Here is a 24,541-nt window from a genome sequence, read left to right on the forward strand (position 1 = left end):
CACATGTGAAGTGCATCGTAATCGCCCATTTCTTTTCCTTAAAATCGTAAATAAAAATAATGTCGAAATTTCACGGATAATATATTGCAAAAGTAAGTGGCATAAACTATAATAACTTTTATTCCGAGTTAAACGATCGAAATAATAATACATATAGGAGAGATGAGGAATGGCATACTTTTCAGTATTTGTAACTGAATTGGATAATTCAAAAAAAGATCAATATTTTTCTGACCATATGAAATATTTGGATGATCTACGCGATCAAGGAACAGTTATCGCAAACGGCAAATTCGCTGATGGCTCCCTAGGATTGATTATATTCCGCGGTGAGTCTCAAGCTGAGGTTGAAGACATTTTATCTCGTTCTCCTTTCGCAATACATGGAGTTCGTGAATTTAAAGTTCATGAATGGGTAGCGAAATGGGGACCTGAAATTTAGGAGAGCGATAATCATGATCGAATCTTTTACGTATAATCGTTTTTTACAAAGTACTAGAACAATGGGTGGCACGAAAAATGATAATCTGGACCAAGTCCATTTATCATTTGGGTATCCCTATTCAGATTTGTTTCCGATTCAAGAGCTCGCCGAGGCAGCAAAACAAGCTACTTTCGAGCAAGGAAAGAGCGCACTTCATTATTTCGGTGGCCCGGCAATTTCATATTTGCCAAGCTGGGTAGGTGGGCGCCTTGAAAAAATCGGGATCCAGGTACCAGTTGAACAAATCAAAATTACGATTGGCGCTGCGCAAGCGATTGAAGTCATAGCACGTATTCTATGTAACGTAGATGATGAAGTTTGGGTTGAAAACCCCAGTTTCTTTGGTGCCATTCGTATGTTTAGTCTTGCGGGTGCCACTATAATTCGACCATTTGAAATCGATTCGAACGGTATTTTGATCGAACCTTTGCAAGTGGAATTGGATAGAAGAGCGCAAGCAGGTGAGGTATTGCCTAAATTGTTGTATGTGATGCCGAATTATCAGAATCCAACGGGAGTTTCTTTATCTGTTGAACGCAGAAAACAATTGGCTGCTTTGGCAAAAACGTATGGATTTTATATATTGGAAGACGATGCGTATCTGGAGCTGAACTATACAAACCAGTTTCTCCCTGCCATTCATACATTTGCTCCAGATCATGTGATTCACATTGGAACGTTCTCTAAAATTATCGGTCCTGGTGTTCGTTTAGGGTGGGCAGTCGTTCCTCCAGCCTTACTGAAATTTGTGCAGCAATTTATGAGTGGTTCGCAAACGAATCCATACATGCAAGAGATCGTATCCACCTATTTGCAGAACAACGATTTTCAATCGTATTTGGATGGTGTTAATGCACATTACAAGGATCAAAGAGATACGATGGTGGATGCGCTTGTAAACACATTTGGTGATCTTATAGAAGTCGAAGTACCACAGGGTGGATTTTTCTTGTGTGTTCGTTTCACACAACCGACAGATGTCATTCAACTGACTCAGATTGCAGAACAACATGGTGTAAGTGTGTTGAATGGTAGTGCCTTTTATGCAAATCGCGAAGGAAGAAACACAATTCGATTGTGTTTCACGTATTGTTCCAAGGAAAAAATTGTGGTGGGAATCCAGCTTTTATATGAGGCGTACCAGCAATTAAAATAGTTACTAATATTTGAGGTGGAGGTTATTATGAGTCATTATACGTTGCATACTCATGGGATTTATCAAATTCGTCTCCCCATGGGCAACCCTCCTTGGATGAACAGTTATTTGTTACCAGATGGGGATGGATACACATTAATCGATCCTGGATTTAATACAGAAGCCATTATTGCATTGTGGCATGAACTCAGTAAAGAGATCGGATTTACATTTGATCAAATTCGTAAAATATTAGTAACACATCATCATCCAGATCATTATGGTCTTGCTGGTTGGTTTCAACAACAATCCCACGCGCCTGTTTATGTATCTACCATTGCGAAAAAACAAATTGAAGGGTTATGGGGAGAGGGCAGACCACTTGTTTCTTTTTTCTTAGAAACCTATCAAAAGAACGGACTTCCAGAAGACTTGTTTGAGCAGCTGGAAGAACATTTGAAAAGCAATGTGCAACAAGTACTTCCACAGGCGACACTGACCACACTGGATGAAGGTGAAACGATCCAAATCGGAGACGCAACGTTCGAGGTATTGAGTATTCCGGGCCATGCTGCTGGTCACAGTGCATTTTACAGTAAAGATCTAGAAGTGATCTTTGTAGGTGATCAAGTGATGCCGGATAGCTTGCCAGATACTTGTTATGTGTCAGATGAGTTTGATCCTAGTCCCATTCATAGTTTTATCCAATCGTTAGATAAATTAAAGCCATATTCCGTACAATTCGCGTACCCTGGTCATCATCAACCATTTGCACATTTCAGTGAGCGATTAGAGCAGCTTAAGCAGCTAAATGCTGACCGTCAACAAAAAGTGATAGATCAATTTACAACGGATGAATGGAAAACTGCATACGAAGTATATTACGGCGTATTTGAACCTGTACCTGCTTTGATTCAAAAACGATTCCATTTTACAGAAACATTATCTCGAGTTCGTTATGCTGTGTCTGAAGGATTAATCGAACAAACGGAACAAAATGGAATTGTGAAATATAGAAAATTGTAGTTGTAGTGTAGAGGGTGGAGGATAAACAGTGACTAACAAACGTAATAAACAAATGAAATTAGGTGCTCGTGTATTCGGTATTGGACATTATCGTACATCTTGGCGTCATCCCAACGTACCGTCGGACGGTAATGTAAATTTTGCAGAGCATATTCGTCAAGTTCAAGAAGCAGAAGCAGCAAAATTTGATTTTGTATTTTTCTCTGATCGCTTGTACTTTGATGAGCACAGTGCTCCAAAGTCAGTGAATCAATTTGAGCCATTAACTTTGCTTGCTGCACTAGCTTCCATTACCAAAAATATTGGTCTAGTCGCTACAGTTTCGACTTCGTATTCAGAGCCATTTAACGTTGCACGTCAATTCATGTCAATCGATAAAATTAGTGGTGGACGTGCGGGTTGGAACGTTGTATCTACAGCATTAAGTGGAGCATCTTTAAATTTTAGCCGTGATTTACACTACGGTCATGTTGAACGATATCAACGTGCTAAAGAACATTTGGATGTTGTACAAGGTTTATGGGATTCATGGGAAGATGATGCGTTTGTATATGACAAAGAAAACAATCACTTTTACGATAAAGATAAATTACACACTTTGAACTATGAAGGTGAGTTTTTCAAAGTTCGGGGTCCGTTAAACATCAATCGCTCTCCACAAGGACAACCCGTGGTTTTTCAAGCAGGTCAGTCTGAGGCAGGTAAAAAATTTGCGGCAGAGTACGCGGAAGGTGTATATACTACTCCAATTTCGTATGAAGAAGCAAATACATTTTTTGAAGATTTAAAAGCTCGTGTTGTAAAAGTGGGACGTGATGAAGACGATATTCTAATCTTTGCTGGCTTGAATCCGGTAATTGGTAGAACAGAAGAAGAAGCAAAGGCAAAATTTGATGAAGTTCTTTCTTATATCACCTATGAAGAGGCGTTAACAGAGATAAAGTTGTTCTTTAAAAATGTGGATTTGTTTAAATTCGATCCAGATGCACCATTCCCTGATTTGCAGGATGAAGGAAATGAAGGATATAGCTATATGGCAAATCGGATTAAAAAGGCCGCGAAGGAATTAGGACTAACACTTCGACAAGCTGCATTCCGTTATGGCACGCCAAAATCCGAGTTTGTAGGGACTCCTGAACAAATTGCAGATCGCATGCAAAAATGGTTTGAGGATAGAGCGTGTGACGGTTTCTTCGTATGGCCTCCATATAGCGAAGGAACGCGTGAGTTCATTGACCTTGTATTACCGATCTTGCGTGAACGGGGATTGTTTAGGAAAGAGTATGAATCCACAACATTGCGTGGAAACCTAGGACTGGATTTTGTTCCAAATCGTTATGCTAATTCTTGATAGGATCATGGATATCGATTGAGCATCGAGAGAATTGGGGTGGAAAAGAAATGCTTCAGTTAGAAAATATCCATAAAAAGTTCGGTTCGGAAGAAGTGTTGAAAGGAATTTCGCTACAGGTCAATCGCGGTGATGTCATTTCGATTCTCGGTCCAAGTGGATCAGGGAAAACAACACTTTTAAGATGCATTAATTTGTTGGAGAAGCCCAATCAGGGAACGATTAAAATCGGTGATTTATCAGTCAATACTGAGAAATTATCCCGCAAAGATATTTTGCAACTACGTAGAAAAACAGCTATGGTATTTCAGTCGTACAACCTATTTGCCAATAAAAATACACTGGAAAATGTGATGGAAGGTTTGCTTGTTGTAAAGAAAATGAAAAGAGAGGAAGCGAAAGCCAAAAGCTTGGCTCTACTTGAAAAGGTTGGATTGGCAAACAAAGCAGATCATTATCCCTCTCAATTATCTGGTGGACAACAACAACGCGTCGGTATCGCGAGAGCACTCGCTTTAGATCCAGAAGTTATTTTATTTGATGAACCAACGTCTGCATTAGACCCAGAGTTGGTTGGAGAAGTGCTGAATGTCATTCAAACAATAGCTCAGGAAGGTGTAACGATGATTATCGTTACGCACGAATTGAGTTTTGCCAGGGATATTTCCACACATGTAGTTTTTATGGAAAAAGGGAACATCGTAGAACAAGCTGAACCGAAGGAGTTTTTCTCTAATCCTCAGCAGCAGCGAACAAAAGAGTTTATTAGTAGTCACCTATCAGAATGGTCCTATGATATCTAATTCATCTATAGAAAAGGGAGTAAGAGAAATGAAAAAGTTTTCTTTAGCAGCAATTATTTTAGCATCGGTTATGGCGTTAACTGCATGCGGCTCTAGCCCAAACAAAGACAATAGCGGGGCGCCTTCAACAGGCGGCGGCGAAACTGCTGCCGCAAAGGTAACTGTGCTTAAAGTAGCACGTAACGCAGTACCTAATCCTCCATTCAGTTATTTGAATGACAAGAATGAAATGGAAGGATACACGGTTGAGTATTTGAAATTACTGGATGAGCGTCTGCCAGAATATAAGTTCGAATATGAACAAATCGCTCGTGAAGCTATGCTTGTTGGTGTTGAGTCTGGTAAATATGATTTCGCAGCAAACTTCTACTACCGTAACCCAGAGCGCGAAGCAAAATATTTGTTCGGTAATGTAGAATACGGTTATTCCTTGAACTCTTTGATCGTGAAAAATGATCGTAATGATATTCATAGCTTGGATGATATGAGAGGGAAGAAATTAACTCCGATGAGCCCATCCACTGGATTACGTACGGTAGTCGCCGATTACAATAAGAAAAATGCTGGTAATCCAATTATTGCAGAAGATATCGATGCGGTAACAGATGCAGAGTCAGTACAATGGGTAGCTAGCGGTAAATATGACGCATTTTTAACAAACACAACCGTATTTGACAACGTAAATAAGCAATTGAAATTGCCATTGAAAATTGCAGCTTATATAACAAAAGAACCGATTTGGGTATTGTATAACAAAGAGAAAAAAGATCTAGCAGCACGTATTGACGAAGTAACAAAAACATTGGTGGAAGACGGTACATTGCCAGCACTTTCTGAAAAATATTTTAAGGTGAACATGTTCAAACCACTTGATGACGTAAAGTTGAAGTAATATTTTTTTGAACGGAGGGGCAACCTTTTGATTAAATTTGCAGAAGTCATAGATGCGTTTTGGAAGCTGCTGCCTAAACTGCCCCTTACGTTATCCTTTACGGTATTGGCATTAGCCGGGGGCACCTTACTGGGATTCGTATTAGCTCTGATTCGAATTTTTCGAATCCCAGTGCTTTCCCAATTGATAATTGTGTATATTTCTTTTATGCGTTGTACACCTGGAATCGTACAATTATTTTTAATTTTTTACGGATTACCCAAGCTATTGCTTCAAGTTGGCATCCAAATTAACTCCTGGAGTAATTTTACGTTTGCAGTGATCGCCTTTGGATTGCATTGTGGAGCTGTTATGTCAGAAGTGATTCGTTCTTCCTACTTAGCCATACCGAAATCACAGCATGAGGCAGCGAGTGCAGTCGGAATGTCATATTTCCAATCGTTGCGACGCATCATTATTCCACAAATGCTGCGTATTTCAATTCCGGTAGTTGGAAATAATGCAATTACGATTTTTAAAGAATCGTCTTTGGTGTTCACAGTCGGTGTTGTTGATATCATGGGTCAAGCTCAAATATTAACCCAACGTAAGTATGGGATAACCCTGATTGAAACATATATAGCTGTATCGTTCATATATTGGTTCTGTTCGATGTTATTTGGCCGTTTGCTTGCCTTTTATCAATATCGTGCGGAACGGAAATATAAGATTATGGCTAGAAGGGCGTAGGGGTGATTTAACATGTTACTAGATTGGGGTTATATGCTGAGCAAGCTGCCTTTAATTATTGATGCAATACCAAGAACGTTGCTGTTGGTGTTGGTATCGGCAGCCATTGGATTTATTCTTGGCTTTTTACTATCTATTGTTCGTTCTTACCAAATACCTGTATTATCACAAATAGCAACAGCGTACATTTCCATTTTCCGTGGCGTACCCTTGCTTGTTCAAATGTACCTCGTATATTTTGGATTACCACATATATTTGCCTATTTAAATGAGGCTTTTGCAGTTACATTCTTTCCTGTGGAGTTTAACAAGATGTTTATTGCACTTCTCATTTTTTCACTGTATACAGCAGCGTATCAGGCAGAGGTTTGGTATTCTGCACTTCGTGCAGTGGACTACAATCAAATGGAAGCTGCCTTATCGGTTGGAATGACATTACCACAAGCGCTGATTCGTATTTTTATTCCTCAAGCATTAGTAAGTGCAATTCCGAATTTCGCAAATTTGTTTATAGCTTTATTTAAACAAACGTCACTTGCTTTTACGATAAAAGTAATTGATATTATGGCAGTTGCAAAAATGGAAGCTGGTTCTACTTACCGTTACTTGGAGATGTATGTACTCATTGCAATTGTCTATTGGATTTTGATATTAGCATTTGAACAATCATTTGCATATTTAGAAAAATATTTTTCAAATCAGAAAAAACGTAGTGCTGTTTCCAGGGGGTAAGTGTGTATAAGCACTGACAAATTGGAGACCAAACAAAACATATGGCTAATTCCAAGACCACCACTTGACCATATTGTAAAAGGCTTCTCACAATACTTGTCCCTGTTGCGGATATAAAACACTAGATGAAGAACCATCAGACTTAGGAGTTCAATACGCTAACCCCGATTATGAAGGAGGAGCTAATTTTCCATCTTTACGACAAGCACAAAAAAACATAAAACTTGGAGCGAAAGAATTACGAAAAGTAAATGATGATGAAAGTGACCTAGAATGGAAGCCATTTAATTTTATTACGGGACACGATAGCTCCATAAACAATCAGAACTAGGCTGCCGGCACTAACGGCAGCCTTTACTCACCTAAGTATCTCTTCCGAAGATCGACTTCAGTAAATGTCCATCTCGGTTAGCCCATAGGCAGGAATCATAAAAAACGGATGGTGGTGGATAGAAGGGTGGTTCGTCCCCTGGCGAATTCGGGCATGGGTCCAACGGTCATGAAAGTACATGCTCTCCGACGGATAACAGTTTCCTTTTCCCATACTACTACCCCTTAATCCAATCTTCCGTCACACGCGCATATTTAATACACTTCCGGCTTGCATGCGAATACGTCACGTGAAGCAGTCCATCCCGACCTTGAATGACATAAGGATACTCGTACCGACGGTTTGAGCTCCGATTGTGCTCCCCGCAGAAATTTTCCCCCGTGGAGATATGACGCATATAAGGCCAGCTCACGCCATTGTCCTCGGAGAGGGCGATGGTCACCGGACAACGGTCATAAGGCCACACGGTGAGAGATGGATCATCGTTCGCTTGAACCGGGTTATGGATGAGGGCGATATTCCCGCTTTGCAACCGGATAGCCCGAATAGACGAGTTATTGTTGGGCAGACCGGTACGTTCGGGTGAGGTCCAGGTGCGCCCGTAATCGGCCGAACGGCTGGCATAAATGCGGTCCGCCGAGCGGCTGCGGAAAAACGCGATCAACTTGCCGGGCTCAAGTTCGATCACGGAGGCATGCACCCGGCCCCGGCTGTTCGGAACGGGGTATTCCTCCCACGATTGCCCTTGGTCACGGGAGATTTGCATAACGCTAACGTCTCCCCCGTAATGGGTGCCGTCAGAAATCGTGCTGTACCACATGCTGAACAACCAATCGCCGTTGCTTAAGACAACGATGGATTGACGGCAAAAAGCTCCGGGATTGGAAAATACCGTTTGAATAGGCCCCCAAGTCAAGCCGCGGTCCGCAGAGAGGCGGCACCGGATTTCTGACGTTTCCTGCCTCCCGAAGGAACCTTCCGCTTTACCCTCAGCTAGCGAGCGCTTCCATTCCTGCAAGGAGCATCCGCGGGTTTCTTGAGCGGTATACAGAAGCCAGAGCATTCCGTCGGGTGCTTGAAACAAGACGGGATTTTGCTCCGAGCGGGTGTAATCCTCCGAGAGACGAACAGGCTCCGACCAGACGGATGCGCCTTTCGATAATCTGGAGACATAGATCTTGATGTCGCTTGTGCCCTCATCCGAGCCGGCAAACCAGGCACAAAGCAGATCTCCGTTATCGAGCTCGACCAAACTGGAAGCATGGTTGGAACGGCAGCCGGTCGGGAGATAGGCCTCCACTTGCTCCAATTCATGATGGCGGTACAACCGGCCCGTTTCGATGAAATCGGCCAAATTCACAATATCACTGCGTGGTTGAAGGTCGCTCACTTCAAAATCACCTCTTTAAATTTTTTACATGCACAAATAACATAACGAAAAGACGCCACGGCGGCTTAGGTGTATCGTTAAGCAGTGTGCGTCTCTAGCTGTCGGAATCAGATGATCCCGCCGTTAGTTTTAAGTTTGTTAAGAAGCCGTTCCTTGGAATCCTCCATGTGCAGTTGAATAACCTTTTTGATGTCGCCGATATCGCCGCCCTTTAGCGAGTTGATAATGGAATAGTGCTGATCCTGGGCGGTAACGACCATCTCCTTGGAGATAAGAGAGGACTTCATGGCGACAAAACGGTAATTCATCAGGTTCTGATAGATCTCAATGTTTTTTTGGTTCTTGCCCAATTTGATGAACTCCAAATGAAAAGCCAGGTTAAAATCAGCCTGCAAATAGGACTCGAATACGGAGGAATCGATCAAGCGGGAGGAGTGGACTAAAATATCGTCCATCTTAGTTAGGGTCTGAGTCAGTTCCTTGGTAGAAGGCGAAGAAGCAATTTTGTCGACCGTCCAAAATTCGAGCATCAGGCGGGTGTCCATAATGTCCAGAACATCGCCGACTTCGATCGGTTTGACGAAAGTGCCGACTTTGGAAACGGTTTTGACCAGCCCCTCCATCTCCAAGCGATTAAGAGCATCACGGATAGGAGTGCGGCTGACGCCAAGCTTTTCCGCCAATTCCGGGATGGACAATTTCTCGTTAGGCTTAAAATCCCGGCGAATGAGCCGTTCCTTCAAGATAGCGTAGGTTTTGTCCCATAAGCTGGAATTATCAAGTTTAGGTAAGTTTACTTTTATCGAGATCACCTCCTTGTGGGATGTTGTATACTAGTTTTTAGTGTATTCCAAGTGATTTGTATAGTCAATACGGTTAAAAAAGTAATAAAATTCGACTAAATAACCTAATTTTAGGCGATTGACAGGAAAATATTGTGAGTGTAATATTCAAACCATGTATACAACATACACGCGTAAATTATAGAAAATGAAGCACATACAGAGAGAATACTTTATCTAGAATATTTATTTCCAGCTTAAATGTAAGCGCAATCATTTCGAAGGGCGTAAACTGCTGCCTCATGTCATGGAATTCAATATGAATTCAATCGCGGAGAAGCTGGTTCACGTAGTGGAAGCCATTGGGCAGCAGACGCACAGAGCGTCCAAAGCAGTTAAAGCAGAACGAGTTGTCGCACAGATCCAGGAATGGACCTGGGAGAGCAAATTCCGCAAAATCTCAGCGAATACGGTGTATCGGTCGGTGACTGCCACAGATTGCCGAAGCGGCCGCCAAGGCCACACGTTTTTTAAACAACAACCCTAAGCGGGTATCTGTTCCGGATATCCATGCCATCTATAAGAAGTTGCTCCCATAAAGGGAATTTCATGAAGGAGGTGTTGCCGAGCAATGTTCTCTACAGCTTCCGCAAGGTTTTCGGTCTTCACATGCTTTTCCAAATCAGTTAACTAATAAGGGGTTAATGCTCATGTTTAAACCGGAAGGTATCATTCCCGCTATGATAACGCCCTTTACCGAAAACGATGAAATTAACGAGCAGGCGATCCGCCAGCTGGTAAACCGATTTATCGACGCAGGGGCGCACGGAATTTTCTGCTTAGGAACCAACGGTGAATTTTTCTCACTTTCTTATGATGAAAAGGTACGAATCGCAGAGATCGTAGCAGATGAAACCAGAGGCCGGGTTGCCGTGTATATGGGAACCGGTGGGGTCAGCACCAAAGAGGCCGTTAAGTTGTCCAGAGAAATGGAACGGTTGAAGATCGACGCTTTATCCGTCATCACGCCTTATTTTCTGCCGTTTAGCCAAAAAGAGCTGCTCTACCATTATCATACGCTGTCGGCGTCGACATCGCTTCCAATCCTTCTCTATAACATTCCTTCCCGAACCGGCGTTTCGCTTGAGCCGAATACGGTAGGAGAGCTGTCGAAGCTGCCGAACATCGTCGGCATCAAAGACAGCAGCGGCAGCTTCGATAACATCCTTCAATATCTAGATAGGGTGGATCCAGATTTCTCGGTATTGGCAGGTACGGATTCGCTCATCCTCTGGACCTTGCTGGCGGGGGGGAAAGGGGCAATTGCCGCAACGGCGAACCTTGCTCCCCAGTTGGTCGTTTCCATCTACGAATGCTGGAAAAATGGTCAGATTACGGATGCCCAGAAGTTCCAAAACCAACTGCGGCCGATTCGCGCTGCCATTCAGCAAGGGACGCTGCCATCCGCGCTCAAGGCGACCATGAACATGCTCGAACTGCCTGCGGGAAATCCGAGAGCCCCGGTATCACCGACAAGCGACAAAATTAATGAAGAGCTGCTCAGATTGATTAAATTTACAAGCTAAACTTATCGAGGAGGTTACGTCAATGTTTCGTTATCGTAGTCAAAGGCCTAAAGCATGGGTCATGGGGATGGCTGTTCTATTACCTCTCACTTCCATGCTCGCCGCATGCAGCGGAAATAATGCCGCCGATACTCCGAAGGATGCGCCTAAAACCCAAGAGAAGAGCGAGACCAAGCAGAAGGTTTCTTTTTCTTATACGATGGAAAGCAAGTTTGTGAAATGGGCACTCGATCTGAACTGGTATAAGGTTCTACTGGAGAAGGGAAATGCCGATGTGAATCTGATCGATGGTGGCGCCGGCGCACAATACTACAAAAATATCGACTTGAAAATCGCCTCCGGCGACTTCCCGGATACGGGGATCGTTAATATCGCCCAAGCGGAAGTATATGGCACCCAGGGCGCGTTCCTGGACCTGAAGCCACTGATCGATAAATACGCACCAAACATCAAGAAATATATCGACGCTAACCCCGATTACAAATCGATGATTACGGCGTCCGATGGCAAGATTTATGGTCTTACGCAGGAGTATCCGAAAATCTCCGGTGTAACGTTCTACCGGGAGGATATGTTCAAGAAAGCGGGCATCAGCAAAGAGCCTCGCACCATCGAGGAGCTAATGGATGCATTCCGCAAGCTGAAAACGGCGTACGCGGACAACAAGAACTTCTACCCGTTCAACGGAAGAGACGGCTTCCTCAAATTCCAGTCAGTGTTTGGAGCTCAGGACCGCATCGAGAACGGCAAAGTGCAAGGTATCTATTCCATCGGATCGGGCACGGATATTTATGCGCCGGGCTTCAAGAAATTGCTGGAGTGGTATAAGCAGCTGTACGACGAGAAGCTGATCGATCCAGAATGGGTCGCCGGAGCTGCGACGGAGGAATCGTGGCAAACGAAGATGCTCATCGGCAACGGCGCGGTATCTGATGACTTTTTTACACGGCCTTCCTTATTTATGGTGAACGGCGGGAAGAAAAACGATCCGAATTATTCGATGAAGGTTCTTCCTTATCCGTTGGGGCTCGACGGCAAACAGGCAAAGCGATCCACGAACGCACGTTACCCGGATAACCGCTTCCTAGCAATCAATGTCAAAGCCGATAAGAAGGCTCCGGACATCATCAAGTTTCTCGACTTCGTGTTCTCGCTTGATGGCCAAACCATCATGCAGTACGGCGTAGAAGGCGAAAGCTTCAAAACGGTTAGCGGAAAACGCGAGTTCCTGAAGACATATGCAGAGGAAGTCGTCAAACCGCTCGGTACGCCGAACTGGCTGTTCCTCCAGGATCGTCTCACGTTCCCAGCACCGGTCAATAACGAGGCGTTCTATCAGTTCAATGACGACTTTACCAAGAGCTTCGCTTCGGATTATTTCGGTAAATACACCGAGAATTATCCAGCCCTGAAATACAGTACAGATCAGCAGAAGGAACGTGCCGACCTGGCGGCCAAAGTTAACGAGGCGTTAAACGCCAACATTGTCAAATTCGCAAGCGGCAAACGTCCGATGTCCGAATTCGAAGCTTTTTTGACCGAAATGGAGAAGCTTGGCTACAAACGTGTAGTCGAAATCGATCAAGCCGCTTACAATACGTTGAACAAAAAGTAATCGTTAAGCGAAGGAGTAATCGGCATGAATTCCACACTTACTCAATCCAAGACGGCGGCGGCCAAGCCAATGAGACGAACGCTGCTCCTCTATTTTTGGAATACCCGGTTGCTGTACCTTCTTCTGCTTCCGGGACTTATCCATATGGTGCTTTTTAAATACTTGCCGTTATTCGGCATCGTGATCGCGTTTCAGGACTACAGTCCATTCAAAGGCGTGTTCGACAGTCCGTGGGTCGGTTTCAAGCATTTCATCAACTTCTTCAAGGACCCATATTCGCTAGTGCTGATTAAAAACACGATCCTGCTCGCTTTTTATAATCTGCTGTTCGGCTTCCCGGTTCCGATCATTTTCGCTTTGTTCCTTAACGAAGTTCGGGTCAAATTGGTCAAACGGTTCGTACAGTCGTTCAGCTTCTTCCCTTACTTTATTTCTTCCGCCGTTACGGTTGGCATCGCGTACACCTTCCTGTCTCCGCAGAGCGGTCTGGTCAACATGCTGCTGCAGCACCTCGGCTTCGAGCCGATCTTTTTCATGGCGGATGCCGGCTGGTTTCGTTCGATCTATGTGAGCCTTAGTGTGTGGCACTCCTTCGGCTACGGCGCGATCATTTATTTGGCGGCGATCACCGGCATAGACCCGCACCTTTACGAGGCGGCGGAGATGGACGGGGCGAACCGCTGGCAGAAAATGTGGTACGTTACGCTGCCGTCCATCTCTAACATCATTGTCGTGATGTTCATTATTAATATTGGACACATTCTTTCTGTGGATTTGGACAAAATTTTGCTCATGTACAATCCTAGTGTATACGAGACGGCAGACGTCATCCAAAGCTACGTATACCGGGTCGGCTTCGCTTCCAAGGGCTTTACCGATTACAGCAAGGGGGCGGCCATTGGTATTTTCCAGTCCATCGTCGCTTTACTCATGGTGTACGGGGCAAATCAGGCGGCCAAAAAATATTCAGATACCCGACTTTTCTAGGAGGTGGCAGGCAGTGAATACGAAAACGCAACCGTTCGATTACATCAATCATGTGATGCTTCTTCTCTTGTCTGTCATCTGCATTTATCCTTTCATTAATATCGCCGCCGTTTCTGTGAGCGACGGCGTGCAGGTGATGTCAGGCAAAGTGTATTTGTGGCCAGAAGGCTTCAACTTGGAAACCTACAAATACATCTTGAACAATCCGCGGCTTGGCATCACACAAGGGTTCTACAATTCGGTGTTCTATGCTGTCGTCGGTACTGCGTTTGCGGTGATGATGACGTTTATGACAGCCTATGCGCTGTCCAAAAAAAGATTGAAGGGTCGCTACGCCATCATGATGCTGTTCCTAATAGCTTGGATCTTCGACGCCGGGTTAATCCCCAACTACCTGATCAACCAGAAGCTAGGCTTAGTCGATTCCAGGTGGATCATGATTCTGCCGGGCGCCATTAGTACCTTCCTGTTGATCGTCACCCGCTCTTTCTTGGATACGCTACCATATGAACTGGAGGAATCGGCTTTAATCGACGGCGCCAACGATATTCAAATTATGAGCAAGGTATATTTCCCGCTTTCCACTCCCGTATTGGCCACGATAGGCGTGTTTTATTCGGTAAACATCTGGAACTCCTTCCTGACGCCGATGATCTATCTCCGGGATAAAGCGATGCACCCGATTCAGCTGATACTGTACAATCTGGTCATCCGTCCAGATCCGGGCAGCACGACGCTGGAGAACGTGGTAAGCGATGGGTACACCTTGCTGCCCAAAAATATCGAGGCTGCCGTTATCGTGCTCGCGATCTTTCCGATTCTGCTCGTTTATCCGTTCGCACAAAGATATTTTACACAGGGCATGCTAATGGGCTCGCTGAAAGGGTGATGTAATATGGATCGATTAAGTGGACCAGTCCGGTATACCGGCGGAGAAATCGCGAATCTGGATTATCATCACGGCCAGCTCCGGCCGGCTGTCGGGGTGCAGCATTATCAGGTGCTGCGGGCCAACCGCTCCCATCCCGAATGGGCGGACGGCTTCGGCTGGACATATAATCACGCTCCAATGCTGGCTTATTGGAACGAGACCTTCTATTTGGAATATTTAAGCGATCCGGTGAGCGAGCATGTGCCACCGGGTCAAACACTGCTTGTCACCTCCGGGGACGGGATTCGCTGGGGCAATCCGCGTGTTGTGTTTCCGCAGTACCGCCTGGCCGAAGATGTACGGAGGTCGGACGGAGTTGTCCTGCAAGCGGGTACAGCAGCAGTCATGCATCAGCGGATGGGCTTTTACGTGAGTCCTGGCGGCAAGCTGCTGGCACTCGGGTTCTATGGCTTCTGCCCGACTCCGAAGGATAAGCCGAACGACGGATTAGGGATCGGCAGGGTGGTACGCGAAATTTGTACAGACGGTGCCTTCGGCCCGATCTATTTTATCCGATACAACCGTCACGCCGGATGGAATGAAGAGAATACGCAACTCCCTTTCTATAAAGAAAGTCCGGATGCAGTGTTTCGGGAGGCGTGCGAAGCGCTGCTGGCCGACAAGCCGGCGACACTGCAGTGGTGGGAGGAGGACCGAAGCCCGGGCGGATATTATGCAGTGGAAGGACAGCGCGCCTTGTCCTATTACCGTTTATCGGACGGCCGGATCATCGGGTTGTGGAAATCGTCCAAAGCGGCGGTAAGCTCGGATGAGGGGAGGACGTGGTCTCCCGTTGAGGACGTCCCGTCCCTGATCATGGCCGGGGCGAAAATATGGGGACAGCAAACATCTGACGGCAACTATGCCCTCATCTATAATCCTTCTCCGACCGGAACGCACCGCTGGCCCCTCGCCATCGTCACGGGGAAGAATGGGACCGATTTCGACCGGCTGCTGCTAGCCGGCGGAGAGGTAGCACCTCGAAGATACGGTGGGCAGCATAAGGATTACGGCTTGAATTATGTGCGCGGTATCGAGGCCACCAACAGCATTCCGCTGCGAGGCAGCCTCTGGATCACCTACAGCATGAATAAAGAAGATATTTGGGTCTGCGAAATTCCGGTTCCCGTCCAGGATCGGATTCATTCGCATGTCCGCGAAGTGTTTACCGATCTGGAGAGCGGAGGTCCTGTGCCGGGGTGGAATATATACAGTCCGCTATGGGCACCTGTCACCGTGGAGGATTTTCCTTCCGTGACAGATAAAAGCCTGCGGCTCGTAGACCGTGACCCTTATGATTACGCCAAAGCGGAGCGGGTATTTCCGGAGAGCCGGAGGGTGGAGATCCGCTGCAAAATCTCGGCAGGGCAATCCGATCATGGTCAGTTGTTTATCGAATGCTGCGACGGGAAAAGCACGGCGTCGCTTCGTGTCGTATTCGACAGCAACGGATATATTCGGGTTTTGAATCAAGGGTACTATGTGGACGTTCATCCCTATGAGGCCGGAGTTTGGTACGATGTGGCGATCTCGGTGGATGCGGTGCTGCAAAATTATGAGCTTGCCATAGGCGGGATCAAGAAGAAATTCCGGTTCTTTGCCCCGGTGCTTTCCGTTGAAAGAATTACGTTCCGTACGGGTCCCGTCCGACGAGAGCCTCATTTGGAGACAAGGGTACAAGGCGGGGATGTGGGCGACGGAGACGAGCCTGTACCGGAGGCGCATTTTTACATCAATCTATTGGAGACGAATGGAGAGGAGCTGTAATTTTATGAAATATGAGAAACCTTACAAGCCGGTGGAGATGGAACACGTGACCATTTACCGCAACGACGGTGAATTTTGCTCGTGGCCTTTCAACGCCGGCATGTGGAAAATAAACAAAAACAATATTTTAGTCGCCTTTATGAATATCACATGCGATTATTCCATCCCCGGTAACCGGAACCATGATCGGGTGGAGACGTTCGGACGAATTGCTGCCGCAAGGAGTCTCGATGGGGGACGCACCTGGGGGCAACCGTCGACTATAGCCAACAACATAGAGCTATCGGATCAATTGAAATTCGGCAAAGCGGAGAGCTATAGCCGACCTGTGGATCCGTCCGATCCGAATACGCTGCTCAGTTGTTGGTCAACTCCCAATTCGGCGAGCGATCAGGCTAAGGCCTGGTTCAAGTGGTCGGAGGACGGAGGCGAAGGCTGGGGACCGGCAGTACTGCTGCCGCAATGCGGTATCCCGCGGTTCCAAGGGCGCCCGTCCTATCTAGTCCGCCCGGACGGCGTCATTCTACTATTCCTGACCGCCAGGCCGAAGAACAACAATTACGACCGACCGGTCGTTTATGCTTCTTATGATGGGGGCCGCCATTGGTCTTTGATGTCCATGATGCCGGCGAGTCAGGAGTACCGGATGATCTGTCCCTCCCCGGTTCTGCTTCCAGACGGCACCATTCTGGTCGCGGTGCGCTGCAAGCCGTCCCTGGATGGCGCGTGGGATGAGTTGTATTCCTCGGAGGACGGCGGGAGGACGTGGACTTTCGTCTCGAGAATCAACGATCACGGAGATACGATCCATCTCACCTTGCTCGAGGACGGCAGACTGTTCTGCGTCTATGGTTTCCGGCGACCGCCGTACGGGGTACGCGCACGGATCAGTGAAGACTTTGGCCTCACATGGGGCGCTGAGATGATCCTCCGGGACGACGGCGGACATTACGACCTAGGGTATCCGCGGGCGGTGGAAGTGGAGCGTGGGCAGGTACTGGCCGCTTATTATTTTAATGAAGATAATGGTACCGGAACAGGAGGTCCCCGGCATATTGCCGGAACCTTACTACAACTTTAGTAGCGAGCTGAGGAGTGAGAGGCGCAATGACGACCAAGGTCAAAATCGACGATGTGCTGGCGTCAGGCAAACGAAGCTTGCGGACGCTACCTAAAGCTTGCTTGCTCGGTCCGACGGGAGCCCGCTTGTGGGCGGATTATGTGGATCCGGTTCCGGGTTTTGCGGGGGCTATTGATTTCATCCATAAGCTGAACATCCCGCTGCTGTACACGGTAAAGCCTGAGGGCTGCCGTTCTTTCGAGCCGGCTAACGTAAGCTGGTTTCCGAGTCACTTAAAGACGGAATTCAAAGGGCTGGGATTTCGCTACACGGAGAAAAAGTTTATCAGCTGGGACGACTGTGCGGTCTCCTGCCAAGTCTGGGAAAACATCGGCGAGCGGGACCTCGTGCTCAAGCTCGATACGGATTCGGCTAGACTGCAGGTCAGAGAGGGGGGCGGTTTCTCGGGCGTGCTCGACGTGCCTCAGTATGAGTTCCGCATTCGCGCAGTAATAGAAACAAGCCGGCCGGAGTTGGTTAGCGGACTGGTGCTTCCACCTAATGGCAGGGTGGAACTGATTGTGGCTGCCGCACTCGGCATTGAAGGAGCGGATTGGGAGGATGAGCTGCGCCGACGGGCCGAACGGTTCACGGCTAACGAATCCGGAATGGATGAGATTATCACGAAGCAGCAGTCCGACTATCAAAGCTGGTTCGACCGGACGCCCCGGTTTGAATCCAGCGACCCACTGCTCGACAAAACCTGGCAGTACCGCTGGTTTGTGCTGCGGCATAACCTGGCCGACCCGCGGTGGGGTCGTCTGCAGCATCCGTTATTTTATGAAGGCCGCTCGCATAAAATGTCCAAGACTCCTTTTGAGCCCAAGGGGTGGGAATTCAGTAAAATGATCCCGCTGACCGTTCCGATGCACCTACTGGAGGCGAGATGGTACCCAGACACCGCACTCGGCAAAGGCGTTATGAGCAACATGAAGGCAAGTCAGGATGAAGAAGGATTCTACCGCTGCTTATTCGTCAACCAAACACTGCATTCGTACGCCAATTTCATGGGCTGGGCCGCGTATCAGTATTATTTGGTTCATCGCGATATTGCGTTCATCCGGGAAATCCTGCCTTCCTTGAAGGCCCAAGTTAACGGGGAAGGGCAGAAGCTCGGCAACCGCAGTGACAAGCTGTTAACGGAATATACGCATAACCGGACAGGGAAGGAATACCAGCCGAGCTACTGGTATTTTCATCAGTTCCCGAAGGACATCAAGGATCCGAATACATTTACGCCTTTAAAAAGAGTCGACCGCTCCGTGTACCACTATTTGAACAGTACGGGAGTGGCCCGTCTGTGCGAAGCGCTGGGAGATGATGAGGCACCGCAGTACCGGGAGCTGGCAGGAGAGATACGGCGCGATATTTTGAACAAGATGTGGGATGCGAACTCTACGTTTTTCTACGATTTACACTATGAGAACGATGATAAGGCCTTCGTCAAAAATGTGGTCGGGTTTTACCCATATTGGGCTCAAATCACGGAAAGCGAACACGACGAAGGCCTTCTTCATGCGTTCGTCGACAGTGAGTTCAATACGCCGTGTGCGTTTCCTTCCGTGTCCGCGGATTGCCCGGTGTATCAGCCAGAAGGCGGCTGGCAGGGGCATTTCTTCAAGGGCCGTAACGGCTGTGTCTGGGATGGCCCGACTTGGCCATACACGAACAGCATTGTACTCGACGCACTTGCGGCGGAAAGTAAACGTAGGCAGCACACCTTAGATGAGAGGTTCGGCTACTATTTGCGGGAATATGCGATGCTGCATTTTTCGAACCGAGATCTGAAACGACCGTATTTGGTCGAGCATTACAGCAGCCAGACTGGTGAAGCGCTGAGCGATGAAGTCGACTATAACCACTCCTATTATATCGATTTGCTGATCCGGCATGTGGCCGGACTCACCATCGAGGAGAAACGGATCGTACTCGATCCCGTGAATATTAGTTTGGACTATTTTCACCTGAGCGGCATTCATGCCGCCGGTCACCAGATCGATGTGAGCTACAGCAAGCACGGGGGCTCTCTGCCTCAAGGGTATACTTTGACCGTTGATGGACAAATCGTATGCAGCAGCGAGAGGCTGGCCCGTATGGAGTATAACTTGTAAATGAAGTGTAACAATATATTTAAAGCAGTTGAACTTATAAAAATTTTGATTCATTGGCATTAATATTGTCGGGTGACAAGAACATTATCTCATTAAAAGTCCCTAAATCGCAGTTTTTTTGTTTTATGGGATAAGGTTCTTGTCAAAACCAAATGACAAGAACTTTATCCCATTCCCGACAGACGTCTTGAAGCTGATTGGTGGATAAACGAAATTTGGCTGTACTGATTAAGCTCCCATGAAAATTAAATTAGCTCAAAACCAGTAAAAGAGCATAAGAAAACAGACCCAGAATAACACTCTATAAAAAAAGGCTGAGCCTCGTGAGCAATCATATAGAGATTGTAGTTTTGTTTCTAGCAAAAGCGATCACTGACAACAAATAAAGGCAGGGCTGGTGCTACCAAAAAAGGATTAATCTCCCATGAGTGCTACCCTTAAAGGGTGCGACATTCTGTGATGCACCGTGGTGGTCGGAGTCAGACTAACGGTTGGGCTCTACGGCACCATAGCTAATCGACCTTCTTCGCCAGCCGTACAAACAGTATAGACAGGGGGACCCATTTTCATCCTCTGTTGTCGGTCGACACAAACATTATCCCTTTCATGGTCGCTTATATTGCGGCTCTTTTTTAATAATGGGACAATGTTCTTGTCGCGAGCCGGCGATACAAACATTGTCCCATTTTCAATATACCACAAGACTCAGAATAGATAGTTAACAGGCAACCAGCCAAGCGGCGTGGTTGCCTTTGTATGCGAATAGGGGATCTTATTTTTAATAGACGAAAAAGACAGTGATATATTGTGTAACTGTAGTTGGACAAGAACATCCATTTGAATCCGCGTATAGAGCGGTTTTTGGATTTAACACTGTAAGTTCTTGTCCAAAACGCTGGATAAGGTGGGGTTCATAAGCTTACCACAAATTTATAGATATTTGTCGGTCATGAATGGAGAAATAAGTCATGGCTTTGTTAAGTATTTGAGACTGGAGATTTATGAATCCATCATGCGGGCAAATTGGTCATTCTTTTAAAAAAAAAGAAGATCCGATCTCATCCATAATATGACCAATGAGCTTCATCGTGTAAATTATGGGGTGTATGTTTTTCTTGGCCTGATTCTGGTGGGGTTGTTCACATTGGTTCAAATTTTTATTGCGTTATGGCTGTCGGTTGAACTGACCCTAACCGTATTGCTTTGCGGTATTGCTCTTGCTTTGTATTCCCGCAGGTTTGCGAAACAATCCCGTGCGTACGGTGATCAAGCTTCATCACTGACCCAAGCTTATATGGCTGGCATGATAGACCATTTCAACGGTACCAAAGAAATCAAAAGCAATTTGATGGAGCAACAGCATGTGAGTTGGTTTCGCATATTGTGCGAGAAGATGGAGCGAAATTCCGTTCAATTTATGGGATTGCAAAATCGTTCAACGTTTTACCACAAAATAGTATCCGGTTTTTTAATTTATTTTTTATGTATATGTCTGTCATATTCTATCAAGTACAGGCCGAAAAGCTTGTTTTTATTATTGTAATCTTCTCCCGTCTGTGGCCGAAGTTTGCAACCATACAGAATCATTAGGAGCAGCTATCGCAATCGCTTCCAGCCTTCAACAGCTTAATGGAGCTGGAAAAAGACTATAAGGCGGCTAAAGTAACGGAACTACAGTTTGCCTCCAAAACAGAAAACATTTGCGTAGAGCAGGCTATTGAATATCGAAACGTATATTATCGTTATGATTCAAATCAGAAGGCCTACGCGCTGCAAGATATTAGCTTAAGAATGCCGGCCAACAGCATGACGGCTATAGTAGGGAAATCAGGCGCGGGCAAAAGTACACTAGTGGATCTTTTAATCGGACTTATCGATCCGGAGAAGGGTCAAGTGTTGATTGACGGCAAAGAGCTAAGTGCGGAATTATCGATAAGATTAAGGGGAACCGTAGGTTATGTACCTCAGGACCCATTCTTATTCCACTCCACGATTAAAGAAAATTTTTATGCAGCTGCCCCTAGTGCAACGGATGAAGAAATGTGGGAGGCGCTGCGATTCGCAGCATCTGACGAATTGATACGGCAGCTGCCTGATGGACTGGAAACGGTGATCGGTGAACGTGGCGTACGGTTGTAGGGAGGAGAACGTCAACGAATCGTATTGGCAAGAGCGATTCTTCGGAAGCCGGCTATTCTTATTCTGGACGAAGCTACAAGTGCACTTGACAGCGATAATGAAGCGATTATTCAAAAATCGATCGAGAGATTGAGAAAATTAATTAACGTTCTGGTAAATGAACCTCATAGGGTAACTATTAGTAAGATTAATAACCAAGGTGAGTTTAAAGCTGAAGTAAGAAAAGTGTATAATAAACAGCCATTTGTGAATGGTATCCCAATTAAGAAAGTCTTGCCTGAGGTACGACAGAAGATTCTGGAATTAGAAACATTATGTCAAACATATCGTTTCGACATTAAGAATTGACTATAACAAAGCAGTCATTAACGGAGAACGATAATGGAGGGGCTCGCTTAGCGGTAGCTCCTCTTTGGTTTATTGAACGGGCAGATTAGTGCAAGCGTAGTACTTTGCTCAAATTCCAGAAAATCCATTGTTCTTTCCCCACTGTTTAAGATGCTCAATCAATATGCTGCCTAAATAAATAAGAACTGTTACATAAGTAATCGGTCATGGTCCAGGTATCGGTTAATGCAGCTGAGGATAATGGTAACGGATGAGGATTTTAACAACGAGTGGGTTGGTTTATAAAGAACCGGTAGTAACTCTAAGCTCCCCAAATGGAAGCAAAGAAAAACCAACGTTAGTGAACACGACCAGACCGGTCATTATATGGGAGAAGGAAGCAACATCAATTTGAGAAGCTTTATGTGGAGATTTTGGATGAAACGGGGAACATGAACTACACACGGGTTGGTGCCAGTTTCAGATAGGGATAGTCAGTTTTGTTCCAACGGGAATCAAGCACATGGCGGGTGCTGGTCGATCTTCCGACGGATCGTTTACTGCAGCTGAGACTGATAGTATCGGATGCAGATGTAAACAACTGGTCAGCAACCCAAGAGGAAAGATACCGGAAGTAGCTCGAATGACTAGAACAGTATTACCTCTGCCTATAGAATATGCAGGGCTCCATTGTTAGCATTTATCACACATAAAATACCAACCACAGATTAACTTTATCCAATATGAATAAGGAGAAAAAGCCGATTTCGCTTAAGAGGTAGGCTTTTTTTTCATCAACCTATCTAGCGCTTCGTACTCAACCGATCCACGACACTACAAACGGCGGTTTTTTCGGCAAAATGTATGTTGGAACTAACAACGACGGTAAACTGGCCGGCGATGTCAGTAATGACAAAGAGATGAGGCAGGGTTCCTTGCTGGGCACGTTCCATATTGCAAAATCAGCCTCTTCATGGATTACGACAAAAACAGCGTCTTTTCGCTAAAGGATTTTTAATCAAATGGAAAAAAGTAATCGCATTATCGCTTCACAATATCTTAAAATCGTTTTCGCTGAGTATCTTGTATAATGTAAAAAGAAGCAAAACGTTTCGCTGGAAATATCCCTTAGTTTTAATAACAAATTATCTATATAAAAGCTATTTTTATGACAATCTAGCAAAACGTTTCGCTAGATGGCCAGGATGAGGAGTGAGACGATGGCCACGATGAAAGATATTTCCAAATATGCGAAGGTTTCAATTGCGACAGTATCTGCAGTCATCAACAAGTCGAGTTATGTCAGCCAGGAGTTGACGGAACGTGTGAACCAAGCGATCGAAGAACTGAATTATCGTCCGAATGCGGTTGCCAGAAGTTTGAAAGGAAAAAGTACCAAAACGGTAGCGGCGATAGTTACCGACATTGAAAATCCTTATTATCCTGCAATGATAAAAGGGATGGATGATGTGGCGATCATGAACGGCTACAGCTTTATATTGTGCAATACGGCGAACGATCAGAAACGGTTTATCAATTACCTTGATCTAATTGTAGAAAAACGTGTCGATGGTCTTCTTATATCCAATATATCCCATAGGGAAGAGTTGGAACAGGTTGAGAAGAGAGGGCTTAACTATGTACTACTTAATCGGAAGCCGCCAGCTTACGACAAAAATTACGTCGGCATCAACAACCATCTGACCTCCGAGCTTTCCGTCAAGCATCTCGTAACACTCGGATATCGCAATATCGCTTACATCGGTGGAGATTTGAAAATATCGACCGCACATGAACGATGGGAAGGATTTCAGTATGGCATGACTGAACAAGGTTTAGAAGTAGATGCAAGTCTCGTTTTTCATGGAGACTATACGATAGAATCCGGATATATAAATGCTAAGAAAATGATTTCCGTTCAGAAACGGCTTCCCGATGCGATTTGCGCAGCAAGCGATATGATCGCCTTTGGGGCAATCAAAGCGCTGCGTGAATCCAGTATCCGTGTACCCGAAGATATTGCTATCATGGGCAACGACAATAACCCTTATTCTGAAAATTTCATTGTCCCTTTATCCACAATTGATCATCTTAAGTATGATATGGGGAAAATGGCAATGGAATCTTTGATTGAAAGAATAGAAGGGAAGGAACGAGGTATAGATCGGCAAATTATTCTCAATCCATCGCTAGTCGTGCGGGTAAGCTGCGGTTGGTTGAACAGATCAAAAGATTAAGGCCATGGGATATTACATAGATAAGGAAATATAAATAAATGTTATTTCCTAATAAGAACAATGGAA

22 protein-coding genes and 2 pseudogenes are annotated in these 24,541 nt (G+C 45.7%); 21 read left to right on the top strand and 3 right to left on the bottom strand.

Annotated features, from left to right (window positions below):
• Nucleotides 1–169: 169 nt before the first annotated feature.
• The 9 genes and pseudogenes from ACFQ0C_RS09165 to ACFQ0C_RS09205 all read left to right on the top strand — a co-directional run.
• On the top strand, nt 170–442 hold the full coding sequence (locus ACFQ0C_RS09165) for a YciI family protein (protein WP_379366057.1): 273 nt from the start codon (nt 170–172) through the stop codon (nt 440–442).
• Between the two features lie 13 nt (nt 443–455).
• The gene (locus ACFQ0C_RS09170) at nt 456–1,640 is read left to right on the top strand and encodes an aminotransferase-like domain-containing protein (protein WP_379366059.1); all 1,185 of its coding nucleotides are present in this window, start codon (nt 456–458) and stop codon (nt 1,638–1,640) included.
• Between the two features lie 27 nt (nt 1,641–1,667).
• A complete protein-coding gene (locus ACFQ0C_RS09175) occupies nt 1,668–2,645 on the top strand; it encodes an MBL fold metallo-hydrolase (RefSeq protein WP_379366061.1) in 978 nt (325 codons plus the stop codon).
• A 52-nt stretch (nt 2,646–2,697) separates the two neighbouring features.
• Nucleotides 2,698–3,996: an LLM class flavin-dependent oxidoreductase gene (locus ACFQ0C_RS09180; RefSeq protein WP_379366138.1), complete on the top strand. Its 1,299-nt coding sequence runs from the start codon at nt 2,698–2,700 to the stop codon at nt 3,994–3,996.
• 50 nt (nt 3,997–4,046) lie between these two features.
• Nucleotides 4,047–4,799, top strand: a complete 753-nt coding sequence (locus tag ACFQ0C_RS09185; RefSeq protein ID WP_379366064.1) for an amino acid ABC transporter ATP-binding protein — start codon at nt 4,047–4,049, stop codon at nt 4,797–4,799.
• A 28-nt stretch (nt 4,800–4,827) separates the two neighbouring features.
• Nucleotides 4,828–5,691: a transporter substrate-binding domain-containing protein gene (locus tag ACFQ0C_RS09190; RefSeq protein WP_379366066.1), complete on the top strand. Its 864-nt coding sequence runs from the start codon at nt 4,828–4,830 to the stop codon at nt 5,689–5,691.
• Between the two features lie 27 nt (nt 5,692–5,718).
• Nucleotides 5,719–6,420: an amino acid ABC transporter permease gene (locus tag ACFQ0C_RS09195; protein WP_379366068.1), complete on the top strand. Its 702-nt coding sequence runs from the start codon at nt 5,719–5,721 to the stop codon at nt 6,418–6,420.
• A 12-nt stretch (nt 6,421–6,432) separates the two neighbouring features.
• Nucleotides 6,433–7,152, top strand: a complete 720-nt coding sequence (locus tag ACFQ0C_RS09200; RefSeq protein WP_379366070.1) for an amino acid ABC transporter permease — start codon at nt 6,433–6,435, stop codon at nt 7,150–7,152.
• 94 nt (nt 7,153–7,246) lie between these two features.
• Nucleotides 7,247–7,483 (top strand): annotated as a pseudogene (locus tag ACFQ0C_RS09205) (CPCC family cysteine-rich protein); the annotation flags it as partial.
• A gap of 57 nt (nt 7,484–7,540) precedes the next feature.
• On the opposite strand, the gene ACFQ0C_RS09210 reads toward ACFQ0C_RS09205, so the two are convergent.
• The 3 genes from ACFQ0C_RS09210 to ACFQ0C_RS09220 form a co-directional block, all read right to left on the bottom strand.
• Entirely contained in the window at nt 7,541–7,696 is a 156-nt protein-coding gene (locus ACFQ0C_RS09210) for a hypothetical protein (RefSeq protein WP_379366072.1), read from the bottom strand.
• A 4-nt stretch (nt 7,697–7,700) separates the two neighbouring features.
• Nucleotides 7,701–8,873: a sialidase family protein gene (locus tag ACFQ0C_RS09215; RefSeq protein ID WP_379366074.1), complete on the bottom strand. Its 1,173-nt coding sequence runs from the start codon at nt 8,871–8,873 to the stop codon at nt 7,701–7,703.
• Nucleotides 8,874–8,980: 107 nt separating this feature from the next.
• Nucleotides 8,981–9,685 carry a GntR family transcriptional regulator gene (locus ACFQ0C_RS09220; protein ID WP_379366076.1) on the bottom strand — a complete coding sequence of 235 codons (705 nt, stop codon included), beginning with the start codon at nt 9,683–9,685 and terminating at the stop codon, nt 8,981–8,983.
• 289 nt (nt 9,686–9,974) lie between these two features.
• On the opposite strand from ACFQ0C_RS09220, the gene ACFQ0C_RS09225 reads away from it, so the two are divergent.
• The 12 genes and pseudogenes from ACFQ0C_RS09225 to ACFQ0C_RS09280 all read left to right on the top strand — a co-directional run bounded on the left by ACFQ0C_RS09225 (nt 9,975) and on the right by ACFQ0C_RS09280 (nt 24,475).
• On the top strand, nt 9,975–10,202 hold the full coding sequence (locus ACFQ0C_RS09225) for a hypothetical protein (protein WP_379366078.1): 228 nt from the start codon (nt 9,975–9,977) through the stop codon (nt 10,200–10,202).
• Between the two features lie 163 nt (nt 10,203–10,365).
• Complete coding sequence (dapA, locus tag ACFQ0C_RS09230) at nt 10,366–11,241, top strand: 4-hydroxy-tetrahydrodipicolinate synthase (protein WP_379366080.1); 876 nt, start codon at nt 10,366–10,368, stop codon at nt 11,239–11,241.
• Between the two features lie 22 nt (nt 11,242–11,263).
• Nucleotides 11,264–12,856 (top strand): type 2 periplasmic-binding domain-containing protein, encoded by a 1,593-nt coding sequence (locus ACFQ0C_RS09235; RefSeq protein WP_379366082.1) that lies wholly within the window; start codon nt 11,264–11,266, stop codon nt 12,854–12,856.
• Between the two features lie 24 nt (nt 12,857–12,880).
• Nucleotides 12,881–13,843, top strand: coding sequence for an ABC transporter permease (locus tag ACFQ0C_RS09240; RefSeq protein ID WP_379366084.1), 963 nt, complete (start codon nt 12,881–12,883; stop codon nt 13,841–13,843).
• Nucleotides 13,844–13,856: 13 nt separating this feature from the next.
• Nucleotides 13,857–14,732: a carbohydrate ABC transporter permease gene (locus ACFQ0C_RS09245; RefSeq protein WP_379366086.1), complete on the top strand. Its 876-nt coding sequence runs from the start codon at nt 13,857–13,859 to the stop codon at nt 14,730–14,732.
• Between the two features lie 6 nt (nt 14,733–14,738).
• Nucleotides 14,739–16,541 carry a hypothetical protein gene (locus tag ACFQ0C_RS09250; protein ID WP_379366088.1) on the top strand — a complete coding sequence of 601 codons (1,803 nt, stop codon included), beginning with the start codon at nt 14,739–14,741 and terminating at the stop codon, nt 16,539–16,541.
• A 4-nt stretch (nt 16,542–16,545) separates the two neighbouring features.
• Nucleotides 16,546–17,622, top strand: a complete 1,077-nt coding sequence (locus ACFQ0C_RS09255; RefSeq protein ID WP_379366090.1) for a sialidase family protein — start codon at nt 16,546–16,548, stop codon at nt 17,620–17,622.
• 26 nt (nt 17,623–17,648) lie between these two features.
• Nucleotides 17,649–19,772: an MGH1-like glycoside hydrolase domain-containing protein gene (locus tag ACFQ0C_RS09260; RefSeq protein ID WP_379366092.1), complete on the top strand. Its 2,124-nt coding sequence runs from the start codon at nt 17,649–17,651 to the stop codon at nt 19,770–19,772.
• A gap of 1,144 nt (nt 19,773–20,916) precedes the next feature.
• Complete coding sequence (locus ACFQ0C_RS09265; protein ID WP_379366094.1) at nt 20,917–21,315, top strand: 6TM ABC transporter family protein; 399 nt, start codon at nt 20,917–20,919, stop codon at nt 21,313–21,315.
• A gap of 86 nt (nt 21,316–21,401) precedes the next feature.
• Nucleotides 21,402–22,259: pseudogene (locus tag ACFQ0C_RS09270) on the top strand (ATP-binding cassette domain-containing protein).
• A gap of 479 nt (nt 22,260–22,738) precedes the next feature.
• Nucleotides 22,739–22,876, top strand: coding sequence for a hypothetical protein (locus ACFQ0C_RS09275; RefSeq protein WP_379366096.1), 138 nt, complete (start codon nt 22,739–22,741; stop codon nt 22,874–22,876).
• 582 nt (nt 22,877–23,458) lie between these two features.
• Nucleotides 23,459–24,475 (top strand): LacI family DNA-binding transcriptional regulator, encoded by a 1,017-nt coding sequence (locus ACFQ0C_RS09280; protein WP_379366098.1) that lies wholly within the window; start codon nt 23,459–23,461, stop codon nt 24,473–24,475.
• Nucleotides 24,476–24,541 lie beyond the last annotated feature (66 nt).

Source organism: Paenibacillus sp. GCM10027630, from assembly GCF_042676305.1.
In the GTDB taxonomy this organism is placed as follows: Bacteria; Bacillota; Bacilli; order Paenibacillales; family NBRC-103111; genus Paenibacillus_S.